The organism is Actinomadura luteofluorescens, from assembly GCF_013409365.1.
Taxonomy (GTDB): domain Bacteria; phylum Actinomycetota; class Actinomycetes; order Streptosporangiales; family Streptosporangiaceae; genus Spirillospora; species Spirillospora luteofluorescens.
Genome location: NZ_JACCBA010000001.1, coordinates 2,184,400 through 2,196,530 on the forward strand (window position 1 = coordinate 2,184,400; position 12,131 = coordinate 2,196,530).

The 12,131-nt window shown below is 72.0% G+C and carries 11 protein-coding genes and 2 pseudogenes; 2 read left to right on the plus strand and 11 right to left on the minus strand.

What is annotated here, in order from left to right; genetic code table 11:
- Positions 1-20: 20 nt before the first annotated feature.
- From rpmF to rsmD, 5 genes are all read right to left on the minus strand, one after another.
- Positions 21-200 carry a 50S ribosomal protein L32 gene (rpmF, locus tag BJY14_RS09960; RefSeq protein WP_067632153.1) on the minus strand — a complete coding sequence of 60 codons (180 nt, stop codon included), beginning with the start codon at positions 198-200 and terminating at the stop codon, positions 21-23.
- A 1-nt stretch (position 201) separates the two neighbouring features.
- The gene (locus BJY14_RS09965; protein WP_179843343.1) at positions 202-846 is read right to left on the minus strand and encodes a YceD family protein; all 645 of its coding nucleotides are present in this window, start codon (positions 844-846) and stop codon (positions 202-204) included.
- Between the two features lie 96 nt (positions 847-942).
- Positions 943-1,425, minus strand: coding sequence for a pantetheine-phosphate adenylyltransferase (coaD, locus tag BJY14_RS09970; RefSeq protein ID WP_179843344.1), 483 nt, complete (start codon positions 1,423-1,425; stop codon positions 943-945).
- 94 nt (positions 1,426-1,519) lie between these two features.
- A complete protein-coding gene (locus BJY14_RS09975; protein ID WP_179843345.1) occupies positions 1,520-2,971 on the minus strand; it encodes a penicillin-binding transpeptidase domain-containing protein in 1,452 nt (483 codons plus the stop codon).
- Between the two features lie 30 nt (positions 2,972-3,001).
- A complete protein-coding gene (rsmD, locus tag BJY14_RS09980; protein WP_179843346.1) occupies positions 3,002-3,568 on the minus strand; it encodes a 16S rRNA (guanine(966)-N(2))-methyltransferase RsmD in 567 nt (188 codons plus the stop codon).
- Between the two features lie 442 nt (positions 3,569-4,010).
- Here rsmD and BJY14_RS09985 point away from each other — a divergent pair, with 442 nt between their 5' ends.
- Positions 4,011-4,220, plus strand: coding sequence for a hypothetical protein (locus BJY14_RS09985; RefSeq protein WP_179843347.1), 210 nt, complete (start codon positions 4,011-4,013; stop codon positions 4,218-4,220).
- Between the two features lie 672 nt (positions 4,221-4,892).
- Here the strand turns inward: BJY14_RS09985 and BJY14_RS09990 are convergent.
- The 5 genes and pseudogenes from BJY14_RS09990 to fakA form a co-directional block, all read right to left on the minus strand.
- The gene (locus BJY14_RS09990) at positions 4,893-5,756 is read right to left on the minus strand and encodes a HEAT repeat domain-containing protein (RefSeq protein WP_179843348.1); all 864 of its coding nucleotides are present in this window, start codon (positions 5,754-5,756) and stop codon (positions 4,893-4,895) included.
- Between the two features lie 63 nt (positions 5,757-5,819).
- The gene (locus BJY14_RS47685) at positions 5,820-5,900 is read right to left on the minus strand and encodes a putative leader peptide (protein ID WP_361077255.1); all 81 of its coding nucleotides are present in this window, start codon (positions 5,898-5,900) and stop codon (positions 5,820-5,822) included.
- A 57-nt stretch (positions 5,901-5,957) separates the two neighbouring features.
- Positions 5,958-7,232, minus strand: a pseudogene (locus BJY14_RS45035) (ATP-dependent DNA helicase RecG); the annotation flags it as partial.
- A 261-nt stretch (positions 7,233-7,493) separates the two neighbouring features.
- Positions 7,494-9,170, minus strand: a pseudogene (locus tag BJY14_RS45040) (OB-fold nucleic acid binding domain-containing protein); the annotation flags it as partial.
- 32 nt (positions 9,171-9,202) lie between these two features.
- Positions 9,203-10,798: a fatty acid kinase ATP-binding subunit FakA gene (fakA, locus tag BJY14_RS10000; RefSeq protein ID WP_179843350.1), complete on the minus strand. Its 1,596-nt coding sequence runs from the start codon at positions 10,796-10,798 to the stop codon at positions 9,203-9,205.
- Positions 10,799-10,983: 185 nt separating this feature from the next.
- Between fakA and rpmB the strand changes: the two genes are divergently transcribed.
- Positions 10,984-11,178, plus strand: a complete 195-nt coding sequence (gene rpmB, locus BJY14_RS10005; protein ID WP_067632165.1) for a 50S ribosomal protein L28 — start codon at positions 10,984-10,986, stop codon at positions 11,176-11,178.
- A 122-nt stretch (positions 11,179-11,300) separates the two neighbouring features.
- Here rpmB and thiD read toward each other — a convergent pair whose 3' ends face one another.
- Positions 11,301-12,104, minus strand: coding sequence for a bifunctional hydroxymethylpyrimidine kinase/phosphomethylpyrimidine kinase (thiD, locus tag BJY14_RS10010; protein ID WP_179843351.1), 804 nt, complete (start codon positions 12,102-12,104; stop codon positions 11,301-11,303).
- Between the last annotated feature and the right edge of the window lie 27 nt (positions 12,105-12,131).

A 12,131-nucleotide genomic window follows, 5' to 3' on the forward strand; every position in this document is an offset into this window, starting at 1 on the left:
CCCCCAGGATGCGAGAAGACTCAGGCCGACGGGGCGATGACCTGCCGCCGGTCGTAGGTTCCGCACGTCGCGCACGCAGTGTGCGGCAGCTTGTGGTCGCGGCACGTCGGGCACTCGACCAGGTTCGGCGCCGCGGTCTTCCACTGCGAACGCCGGTGCCGCGTGTTGCTGCGCGACTTCTTCCGCTTCGGGACGGCCACGTCAGCCCTCCTGCTTTCCTTCTCGATCCGATGAATCACGGGTGCCGGAGCTCCCGTTCCCCCGGTCGGGGGCTGCCGGCGCGTTGTCGCCGGCAAGGTCCCGCAGCGCCGCCCACCGGGGGTCGGCGACGTCGTGGCGGTGGCCCGGCTCGACGTCGGCGAGCCGCGCACCGCAGTCCGGGCACAGGCCCGGGCAGTCGTCCCGGCACAGCGGGGACAGCGGCAGTGCGAGCAGCACCGCGTCCCGCAGGACCGGTTCGAGGTCGATCAGGTCGCCCTCGAGGCGGAGCTCGTCGTCCTCGGCGTTCCCGCCCGAGCGGGTGTCGTCGTAGACGTAGAGCTCCTGGAAGTCCGCCTCGAAGGTCGAGGCGATCGGGTCGAGGCAGCGGGAGCACTCCCCCTTGAGAGGGACCGTCGCCGTGCCGGTGACGAGCACCCCCTCCAGGACCGCTTCGAGCCGGAGATCCAGCTCGATCGCGGCGCCCTCGGGGACGCCCACCATCTCGACGCCGAAATTCTCCGGTGCCGGCACGGACAGGTGCTCCTCCCGCGACGACCCGGGTTGCCTGCTCAGAGCTCGTGTGTCGAGCTTGAACGGAGCGCTGGGGTCGTTGCGTGTCAGCGGAATCCTGCTTTCGTGAGGCATGGTGGAACGGCGGCCGCCTGTGATGGCCGATGTCCCAGGGTACCGAACACCGGCCGCTGACCCAACTCGCGGCCCGTCCACCAGGGGGCAGGCCGTTCAGCCGTCCTTCTGGAGGCGCTGCACCAGCCGGTCGTGGACGCTGTCGGGGACGAGGCCGGAGACGTCCCCGCCGAACCTCACGACCTCCTTCATCAGGCTGGACGAGAGGAACGCGTACTCGGGGTTGGTCGCCATGAACAGCGTCTCCACGCCGGCGATCCGGTGGTTCATCTGGGCCATCTGCAGCTCGTACTCGTAGTCGCTGACGGCCCGCAGCCCCCGGACGATCACCGGGATGTCCTGTTCCTTGCAGTAGTCGACGGTGAGCCCGTAGAAGGTGTCGACCGAGACGTTGCCGTACTCCCGGGTGACCTCGGAGATCATGTCGGCGCGCTCGTCCACGGTGAACAGGCTCTTCTTGCTCTTGTTGATCAGCACGGCGACGACCACCTCGTCGTAGAGGCGGGAGGCGCGGCTGATGATGTCGAGATGCCCGTTGGTGACGGGGTCGAACGATCCCGGACAGACGACACGGCGCACGGCGCGAACCCCTTCGGTCCCGGTTTCTGACCTGCGGCGTGAACGTACCAAATCGCATTCGGCCGGGTTTCCACCGGGCTCGCCGGGGCCGTCCTCAGCCGCCCAGCGCGTCGACGATCCTGGCGGCGAGGGGGCCGGACTCGATGCCGTACCCGGACGCCTCGGTCATCACCGCGACCGCGTACCTGGGATCGCTGCGCGGGCCGAACCCGATGAACCAGCGATCGTTGTAGGAGGCGCCCTCGACGTCGGCGGTCCCGGTCTTGCCGCCGAGGATGGACGTGCCCCGCAGGGACTTGCCGGTGCCCCGCTCGACCACGGCCTCCATCATGTCCCGCATCTGCTTCGCCTGGTCCCCGGTCAGCGCGCGAGACATCCGTCGGGGCGAGATCCTGTCGACCGTCGCGCCGTCGGGCGCGCGCAGCCTGTCCACCAGCCGGGGCCGCATGACCTCCCCGTCGTTGAGGACCGCGGCGGCGACCATGGCCATCTGCAGAGGCGAGGCGACCGTGCTGCCCTGCCCGATGGAGCCGAGCGCGCTGAGCGACGGCTGGTCGGTCGCCGGGAAGGAACTGGGGGCGCTTTTCAGGCCGTCCGCGAACTCGATCCGCTCACCGAATCCGAACCTGTCCGCCTGCGCCTTCACCGCGTCGTTGCCCGGTTTCTGGGCGCCCATGTAGGCGAACGTCGTGTTGCACGACTGCGCGTACGCCTCGATGAGGGGGATCCGGGGCAGGTCGCAGGAGCCGCCGATGTCGCCCGCGTCGTTGTTGATCGCCTGCCCCGCGCCCGGTGGCTTGTAGCTGCGCCCGGCCTTGACGCGCGTGTCCTCGCCCGTGCCGGATCTCAGCGCCGCCGCGGCGACCACGGTCTTGAACGTGGAGCCCGGCGGGAACACTTCGTAGGCGGCCTTGTCGAGCAGCGGCTTGCGCGGCTGGTCGCCGAGCCGGGCGAAGGCCTTCGTCGCCTTCTCCCGGTCGAGCGTCGACACCTCGTTCGGGTCGTAGGACGGCGTGGAGGCCAGCACCAGGATCGCGCCGGTGCGCGCGTCGAGGACGACCGCCGCTCCCCGGCGGGCACCGCTGGACCGGAGCGCCTCGTAGGCGGCGCGCTGCGCGTCGGGGCTGATGGTGGACACCACCGTTCCGCCGGGGACGTGCTTGCCGATCAGCTTGTCGACGAGGTTGGTGGTGGCGAGACGGGGGTCGGTCCCGTCCAGGAAGTGGTTCCCGGACTCCTCCAGGCCCGTCTGGGAGAACACCGAGAAGTAGCCGGTGACCGGCGCGAAGGCGGCGCCGTCCTTGTAGCGGCGCTGGAACCGGTCGTCGCCGACCTGCTCGGACCAGGCGAGCCGTTCGCCGCCCGCGACGATCGGCCCTCGGTCGATCTTGAAGCGGTCCTCGAACTGGCGGGCGTTGAGCGGGTCGTCCCGCAGCCCCTGCGCCTGGAAGCCCTGCACGTAGGTGACGTTCACCAGGAGCGCCAGGATCAGCAGCAGGGTGATCACCCAGATGCGTGCCACCGCGCGGTCGATCCCGGGCTCCATGCGGATGCCTCTACCCGAACCGCCGGGATGTCAACGGCCGGCGGCGCGGCCGTACCAGAACACCGCCTCGCCGTAACGTCGCTCCCGCTCGGCCTCGTAGCCGTCGGGCCACTCAAGCGCCGGGCCCCGGGCGGCACGCTCCACGACGACCAGCGCGTCAGGAGTGGCCCACCCGTTGTCGCGCAGATCCTCCAGCAGGGCGGTCACGGCCGAGTCCGCCAGAGCGTACGGCGGGTCGGCGAAGATGAGGTCGTAGGGCTCGTCCGGCGCCTTGCGGACGAGCCGCTCCACCTTGTCGGCGCACGGGACCGCGCCAGGCAGCCCGAGCGTCCCGGCGTTCTGCCGGATCACCTTCATCGCCCGCGGATGCGACTCGACCAGCAGCGCATGGCCGGCGCCCCGCGACAGCGCTTCGAGACCGACCGCGCCTGAGCCCGCGTACAGGTCGGCGACGCGCAGCCCGTCCAGCGGACCGAGCAGGGCCAGGACCGTGGAGAAGAGCCCCTCCCGGGCGCGGTCGCTGGTCGGCCTGGTGTCCCGTCCCGGCGGGACGGCCAGCCGCCGCCCCCCGGCACTCCCCGCGATGACCCTGCTCACTGTTTTAGTATTGCGCTTCTCTCCTCCTTCGGGCCCGGAGGGCCCTCCATCGTCGAGAAACGCGGGCGATCGCTGGCATCGCTCCGGCTCGCCTTGCGGCTCGCTTCGCGATCAGATTCTTGCTTCGCTCGAATCTGCCTTCGGACGCGATCGCGACCATTGGGGTCGTCGCGGGGTCGCGCAGGGGGCGGGCGTCTGCGCGGAGATTCGATCGATCGCTGGCGAGGGTGTGAGCACGGCAAGGCGGGCCGCCAGCGCCGTGCCACGCTGGCGACCCGCTCGCAGCCGGTCTCAACTTCGGACCGAAGACGGCCAAGAGCCCGGCGAAGGTCAGGCCACCGTCAATCTGCGACTCGGCGCCTCGCTGAAGTAAGACGAGCGCACGAAGACCACCAGCGCGGCGCCCACGCCGCCGACTCCCCGTCCCCCGGCACCTCCGTCGGTGCCGTCGTCGCCTCTGCTGCCGCAGATCCCGTCCGCCCCTGGCGTGGCCTCCGGCAAGCCGGCGGCCGCCGCCGGTTTCGCGGCCCCGAAGGGACTGCCCTTCAACGGCGGCGACGCGCTGCCCCTGGTGGCGCGCGACCTCACCGCCATCGCCGCGGGAAGCGCCGCCGTCGCTGCGCCCCGCAGGCGCCACGCCCGCGATTCCTGACCGCACCGCCAAAAGGGCGCCTCCCGACCACCACCATCGCAACAACCTCAACCACACAGCACCACGCAACAACCGAAATGGCCGCGATCGCGTCCAAAGGCAGATTCGAGCGAAGCAAGAATCTGATCGCGCAGCGAGCCGCAAGGCGAGCCGGAGCGATGCCAGCGATCGCCCGCCTTTATCGACGATGGAGGGCCGCCAAGGCCCGAAGGAGGAGAAAAAGGCAATAAGAACGGGCCGCCAGCGCCGTGCCACGCTGACGACCCGTTCGTGGCCGCTCCAACGCCGGACCGAAGGACCGGCCACGTCACCCTCGCGATCGATCAACGATCACGAGAACTCACCGCCCCCCCAAATCGCCAGGCGAGCCAAGCAAGAACAGAAACCCACTACTGCAACAACCTCAGCCACACAGCACCACGCAACAACCTCAATAGCCGCGATCGCGTCCAAAGGCAGATTCGAGCGAAGCAAGAATCTGATCGCGCAGCGAGCCGCAAGGCGAGTCGAAGCGATGCCAGCGATCGCCGCAGTACCCGACGATGGAGGGCCCCCCGGGGCCCGAAGGAGGAGGGCACTGCAATAAACACAGCGAGTCGGAGCGATGCCAGCGATCGCCCGCCTTTATCGACGATGGAGGGCGCTCAGCGCCCGAAGGAGGAGAAAAAGGCCTTAAGCAAGACTCCAGCGGGCTTGGGTTCGGACGCCCGGGTCGGGGTCGGTGAGGGTTTCGGTCAGGGCGGTGATGACCTCGGGGATGTCGGTGGCCCATTGTTCGAGGGCTTGGACGGCGGCCCGGCGGACGTCGACGGTGCGGTCGTGCAGGGCTTTGAGCAGTGGTTGGACGGCGACGTCGGGGCGGGCTTCGGCCAGGGCGCGGACGGCGTGGCGGCGGACCTGCCAGTTGGCGTGGGCGGTGGCGGTGACGACGCGTCCTTCGAGGGGTTCGGGGACGCCGAGTTCGGCGGCGGTGGTGAGGGCGGCGATGCGGACGACGGGGTCGTGGTCGGTGAGGAGGTGTTCGAGGGCGGGGAGGCCGGAGGGGTGGGCGAGGTGGCCGAGGCCTTCGGCGACGGCGACGCGGACTTCGCGGGAGGGGTCGTCGGCGGCTTCGGCGACGCGGGCGGTCTCGCGGAGCGCGGTCAGGCCGAGGACGGCCTGGATGCGGACCTGTGGTTCGTCGTCCTCGAAGCCTTGGGCGTACAGTTCGGCGGCGCCTTTGGCGAGGATGCCGATGAGGTCGGCGGCGGTGTCGCGGACGGTGGTGTCGCGGCCGCGGGCGGCGGCGAGGAGCAGCGCGTCGACGCCGTCGTCGCCGAAGTAGAGTTCGGGCAGGTCGCGCAGGGCGTCGGCGGCGACGCGGCGGACGTTCTCGTGGTCGTCGGCGAGGGCCCAGGCGAAGGTGTCGCCGGTGCCGCGCGGCGCCTCTCCGGTGCGGGCGGCTCTGGTGAGGGCCGTGAGGGCTTCGGCGCGTGTCGCGGGGTCGGGGTCGCGGAGGAATTGTTCGGCCTGGTCGAGCCGGATGGGGCGAGTCATGGGCGTGGCCTCCTGGTCGGCCGTCGGATCCGGGGGCGGGTTCGGGCCCGCCGGGGGTCGGGATCAGCGACGGGGACACAGGGCGCTCGCCTGGCGCCGGAGGTCGACGTGCAGGCGGGCGATCAGCGCACGACTCGGGTTCACGCGTTCATCGTGTCCCGCCCGCGCCCCATTGTCAACCAAATAGGTCGGCAATATCTGTTATGTCTTCTCCAGGAAGTCGGCGCGCTCCTCGTCCAGCAGGGACGCCAGGACGGTGGCCAGGCCGGGGTGGTCCGCCAGGCCCGGGTCGGCCTCGACGAGCGCCGTGGCCTCCTCGCGGGCGTCGCGGATGACGTCCTCGTCCCGCTGGAGCGTGAGCAGCCGCAGGCTGGACGAGCGCCCGGCCTGCGCCGCGCCGAGCACGTCGCCCTCGCGGCGCTGCTCCAGGTCGAGGCGGGACAGCTTGAACCCGTCGGTGGTGGAAGCGACCGCGTCCAGCCGCTCGCGGGCCTTGCTGCCCGGCGCCGCGTCGGTGACGAGCAGGCAGAGCCCGTGCAGGGAGCCGCGCCCGACGCGCCCGCGCAGCTGGTGGAGCTGGGAGACGCCGAACCGGTCCGCGTCCATGATCACCATGACGGTGGCGTTGGGCACGTCCACGCCGACCTCGATGACCGTGGTGGCGAGCAGGACGTCCAGCTCCCGCGCGGTGAAGCGGCGCATCACCGCGTCCTTCTCGTCCGGGTGCAGCTTGCCGTGCAGGACGCCGATGCGCAGCCCGTCGAGCAGCTCCTCCAGCTTCGGCAGCACCTCCATGATCCCGAGCGGGGACCGGCGCTCGCCCTCCTCGTCCACGACGGCGTCGCCCTCGTCGCCCTCCTGCTCCCCGATGCGCGGGCAGACGATGTAGATCTGCCGGCCGTTCGCCGCCTCCTCCTTTATCCGCTCCCAGGTGCGGGCGAGGAACGCGGGCTTCTCGGGCGGCACGACGTGCGTCTGGATCTGCGACCGCCCCGCCGGGAGCTGCCCGAGCACCGAGGTCTCCAGGTCACCGAAGACGGTCATCGCCACCGTGCGCGGGATCGGCGTCGCCGTCATGACCAGCACGTGCGGGCGGCCGCCGTCGACCTTCTCGCGCAGGGCGTCCCGCTGCTCGACGCCGAACCGGTGCTGCTCGTCCACCACGACGAGCCCGAGGTCGGCGAACTGGACGGTCTCCTGGAGCAGCGCGTGGGTGCCGACGACGATCCCGGCCGCGCCGGACGCCGCCTCCAGCAGCGCCTCCTTGCGCGCCTTCGCCCCCTGCGACCCGGTCAGCAGCGCCACCCGGGTGGCGTGCTCGGCGCCGCCGATCCGGCCCGCCTGCGCCAGGTCGCCGAGCATCCCGGTGATCGACCGGTAGTGCTGCTGCGCCAGCACCTCGGTCGGCGCCAGCAGCGCCGCCTGCCCTCCCCCGTCCACCACCTGCAACATCGCCCGCAACGCGACCACGGTGTTGTGGGTGGGAGTCCAGCCGTCCGACACATAAAGACGCTCAGGATGGGCGACGGATATGCACTGGACTTCCTTGCGGCCTACATACTCGATGGCGCGGATGCCCTTGCGGCGCCGTTCGTACTTCGTGCGGGGCCGGAGCCTTTCGGCCTTGCGGGACAGCCTGAAAGGCGGGTAGTCGTTCGGCAGCGCGACGCTGGTCTCCCAGTAGTCTTTGCCCTCCTTGCGAACCCTCCGGCATCGCGCGTAGCCGCCGAGTGAACGCGTCAGCCATGCGGTCGCTTCGGCCAGATGCTTCGATGCGGAGAGCAGGCTGACGTCCCTGCCCTCGGCCCGCAACGTCCCGTCGGTGTCCAGCAGGCCCTGCAAGAGCGCGTGGCGTTGCTTGATCGGTGCGTTCAGGTAGCCCCACGGAACGTACTTGTCGTGCGCTTCCCTCCCGTAGACGCCGAGATCCCGAAGCGCGGCGATCAGCGGATTCCCGCTCCCGCGGCGCAAGCCCAGAATCGACCAGCCGAGCGGCCGGTCCTGTTTCCGGCGGAGCCTGCAACCGTCCGGAGCGAGCTCGGCCACCGCGTCGATGATCTCCTGGTCGCGAGACGAGATCTCGACCCGCCCGTACTTCATGAAACCGCCGCCGAGCAGGAGGCCCAGGAGGTAGGGGTCGATCGGGCGTTCCGCGGGCGAGTCCAGTTCGGGGGCCTCGACCAGAGGCACGTACCACTGGCTCCCGCCGGACTTGCGGAGAAGATCCTGGCGCAGTTGCCGTGTCGTCATCACTTCGAGCGGGCTTCCCCTGTGCCAGCCCGTGTCGGTCTTGACGGCCCAGAGGTGTTCGTCGTCGCATTCGACCGACGTGCCGTCGGAGAAGACCAGCCGGTACACGTCACGCTCGCCCTGGGGGAAGACCCCGCGCACCACGGTGACCTCGCCGCCGGGCGTGATCACCTCATCGCCCGGCACCAGGTCGCCCATCCGCCGGAATCCTCCTGGTGTCAGCACCTCGGAATCCAGCGGTTGGGCCTTTCCGGCGCCGACGTCGCCCTGGAGGAGGCGGTGCATGGGGTGGCTCTTGGCGAGGTCGGCGGATATCTCGTCGCCCACCTGGCGCTGGCCCTTGGTGAGCTCGAAAGGCAGCCGCGCGTCGAACTCCGACTGGACGCCCTCGAAGGCCGGGGGGCGGGGCTTGGCGGGCAGGGAGGCGGCGGCGACGCGGCGCTGGGCCAGGGCCACCTGGACGACGAAGGCCTCGTCCCACTTGAGGCGGGCCTTGGCGCGGCCCAGCTCGTCCCAGGTGCCGGGGCGGTGGATGCCCTCGTACGCCTCGCGCAGGCCGATCAGACCGCGGCGGCGCAGGAGCGGGCCGGGCATGGGGTCGTCCGGCAGGTCGAGCTGGTCCAGGACGGTCTCGACGGACGTGCTGATCGCCTCGATGGGCAGCGACTTGCTGGACGGGTAGATCGGGATGATCTCGTCCGCCCACTCCTGCGCGGCCTCCTCGGCGCCCTTCTCGTGGACGACCTTGTACTGCGGGTGGGCCAGCTGGCGCACGGCCCTGCCGCTGCGTGGCACGTAGGTGCTGATCTTCCCGGCGAACAGGCCGCGGGTGCCCGGCGACAGCTCCTTCTCGGGCCGGTAGGAGCCCTTGCGGCCGAAGAAGCTGAGCTTGAGCTCGCCGGTCCCGTCGGTGACGGTGATCTCCAGGACGTACCCGGGGCTGCGGGTGAGGGAGCGGCCCTGCACCTTCACGACCTCGGCCATGACCGTCACGTGCTCGCCGTCCTGCAGCCCGCTGAGCTGCGTCAGCTCGCCGCGGTGGGCGTAGCGGCGCGGGTAGTGGTGCAGAAGGTCGCCGACCGTGTGCAGATCGAGGCCCTTCTTCAGGGCGTTGGCCGTCTTGTCGCCGAGGACCTTGCGCAACGGCTCGTCGAGAGTTGCCACGGGTCTTTTCTAGCCGATGGGGGCGACGGGAATCACTCGACGCCGATGAGCAGGGGGTAGCGTTCCTGGTCGCCGGCGTAGACGCCGACCTCCGCGTCGGGCCGCCGGCGGCGCAGATGGTCCTCCAGTCCGGCGGCGAGGCCGGGCGGGGCGTGCCGCCCCGGGATCAGCGTGACCAGCTCGCCGCCGCCCGACAGCATCCGGTCCAGGACGTCGCGCGCCACCGCGGCGAGGTCCGCGCCGATGGTCGCGACGTCGCCCTCGATCAGGCCGAGGACGTCGCCCGGCCGGCAGAGGCCGGCGCTCGTCACCGCCTCCTGCGCGGCGACCTCCAGGTGGCCGAAGCGGGTGGCGCCGGCGGCGCGGGTCATCTCGATCACGTCCTCGGCGAAGCGGCGCAGCGGGTCGTGCACGGCGAGCGCCGCCAGCCCCTGGACGGACGCCTTCGTCGGGACCACCGCGATGCGCGCCCCGCCGTCCCGCGCGCGCTCCGCGGCGGCCTCGGCGAGGGCGAGGACCTCCGGTTCGTTCGGCAGCACGGCCACCTCGTCGCCGGCGGCGAGGAGGGCCTCGGCGAGCACCGCGAGCGGCGGGACGGCGCCGGGCTCGCGCCGCACGACCCGCGCCCCGCTCTGCTCGAACAGCGCGGCCAGCCCGTCGGCCGCGGTGACGGCGATCACGGCGCGGCCGGTGTGCGGCGCGTGCGGTCCGCCTTCGGCGGCGTGCAGGTAGGTGACGCGGACGCGGTGCGGGCGTCCCGCCGCCATGCCCGCCTCGATGGCCGCCCCCGCGTCGTCGACGTGGACGTGCACGTTCCACAGCCCGTCACCGCCGACCACGACGAGGGAGTCGCCGAGGCCGTCGAGGCGTTCCCGCAGCGTGTGGACGGCGTCGTCGGGCGCGTCCAGCAGGTACATCACCTCGTAGCCGAAGCCCTGGGCGGCCGGGTCCGGCGCGGTGGGCGCGGCCGTCCCGGCGGTGCGGTGCGGGACGTCGTACCGCTCGGGGTACTCATCGGTGATCACGGCGACGAGGGCGTCGAGCACGACGCAGAGCCCGGCCGCGCCGGCGTCCACGACGCCGCTGCGGGCCAGCACGTCCAGCTGCCCGGTGGTGCGGCGCAGCGCCCGCCGGGCGCCCGCGGCGGCGGCTCGCGCGGCCTCGGGCAGCCCGGTCCCGGGGGCCGTCGCGCAGGCCGCGGCGGCCTCGGCGAGGACGCTCAGGATCGTGCCCTCGACGGGGTGCTCGACGGCGCCGCGGGCCAGGACGGACGCGTGGTCGAGGGCCGCCGCGAGGGTCGCGCCGTCCGGCGGCGCCTCCAGCGGGCCGAGGACGTCGGCGAGCCCCCGGAGCACCTGGCTGAGGATCACGCCGGAGTTGCCGCGGGCGCCGAGCAGCGCCCCCTGCGCCAGGGTCCGCCACGGGTCCGCGCCGCCCGGCGGCTCGTCGAGGGCGTCGGCCGCCGCGATGACGGTCAGGTGCAGGTTGGTGCCGGTGTCGCCGTCCGGGACGGGGAACACGTTGAGCGCGTCGATCTCGGCCCTCGTCCGGCCGAGGGCCTCCGCCGCGAGCCTGCACCACCGGCGCACCGCCGCACCGTCGAGGACCACCCCATCATCGAGGGCCACCGTGCTCCCTTCCGCGCCGCCGGGTCGCGGCGCCGCCGATTCGCTAACCCGACGCGCTGTCGGCTAGTCTGGTCCACGCGCCACGTTCGTGGCGCTCATCAGTGAGCGCCCATGATGCCCGGCCCGCCCGAGGCGGCAGCCGGGTGGCGCTCCGATCAGAGCATCGACACCACTTGGAGTTTCCCGTGGCTTCCGTCTGCGACGTCTGCGGCAAGGGACCCGGTTTCGGCATGCGCGTCTCCCACTCGCACCGCCGCACCCCGCGCCGCTGGAACCCCAACATCCAGCGCGTGCGCGCCGTCGTGAACGGCAGCACCAAGCGGATCAACGCCTGCACGTCCTGCATCAAGGCCGGCAAGATCGTCAAGCCGACGGTCTGAGCCCTGCCGGGCCGCCCCGGCGGGGCGGTCCTCTTCACGGCTTCGGTCGGCTCATCGGGATTCCCGGTGAGCCGACTTTCGCGTTCCCGGGCATTGCCGCCGCCGCGGGTGCCACCCGCCGTTCAGCCGCGGTGGCGCCAGGCGTGGTCGACGGGGCCGATGCCGGCGCCGAGCGGGAAGCCCGCCGCGATCGCGCCCGTCACGTACTCCTTCGCCCTGGCCACCGCGGCCGGGACGTCGTCGCCGAGCGCCAGGTGCGAGGCGATGGCGGACGCGAGCGTGCAGCCGGTCCCGTGGGTGTGCCGGTTGTCGTGCCGGGGCGCGGTGAAGCGGTGCTCGCGCTCCCCGTCGAACAGCAGGTCGGCGGGCTCGCCCGGCAGGTGCCCGCCCTTGATCAGCACCCAGGCGGGGCCGAGCGCCTTGACCGCCTCGGCGGCCTCGCGCAGCCCCGACTCGTCCACGACCTTGACGCCGGTGAGCTGCTCCACCTCGTACAGGTTGGGCGTGACGACGGTGGCGGCGGGCAGCAGCGCCGAGCGGACGGCGTCCACGGCCTCCGGGGCGAGCAGCGAGTCGCCGTGCTTGGAGACGCCGACCGGGTCCACGACGGCGGGGGCGTCGGACGCGGCGAGAGTCTCGGCGACGATCTCGACCAGGGCGCTGGACGCGAGCATGCCGGTCTTGATCGCGTGGACGCCGATGTCGGACAGCACCGAGTCGATCTGGGCGCGCACGGCCTCGGGCGGCAGCTCCCAGTAGCCCTGGACGCCGAGGGAGTTCTGCGCGGTGACGGCGGCGACGACGCTCATCCCGTGGACGCCGAGCGCGAGCATGGTCTTCAGGTCCGCCTGGATGCCGGCGCCGCCGCCGGAGTCCGAGCCCGCGATGGTCAGCACGAGGGGCGGGGCGGAGGCGGTGCGCGTCATGCTTCCCACTTTATGGTGATCTGCCGG

Bases quoted from the DNA above. Each gene is read 5' to 3' on its own strand.
- BJY14_RS09965 (WP_179843343.1), bottom strand. From the start codon at position 846: ATGCCTCACGAAAGCAGGATTCCGCTGACACGCAACGACCCCAGCGCT.
- BJY14_RS09975 (WP_179843345.1), bottom strand. From the start codon at position 2,971: ATGGAGCCCGGGATCGACCGCGCGGTGGCACGCATCTGGGTGATCACC.
- BJY14_RS09990 (WP_179843348.1), bottom strand. From the start codon at position 5,756: ATGACTCGCCCCATCCGGCTCGACCAGGCCGAACAATTCCTCCGCGAC.
- thiD (WP_179843351.1), bottom strand. From the start codon at position 12,104: ATGACGCGCACCGCCTCCGCCCCGCCCCTCGTGCTGACCATCGCGGGC.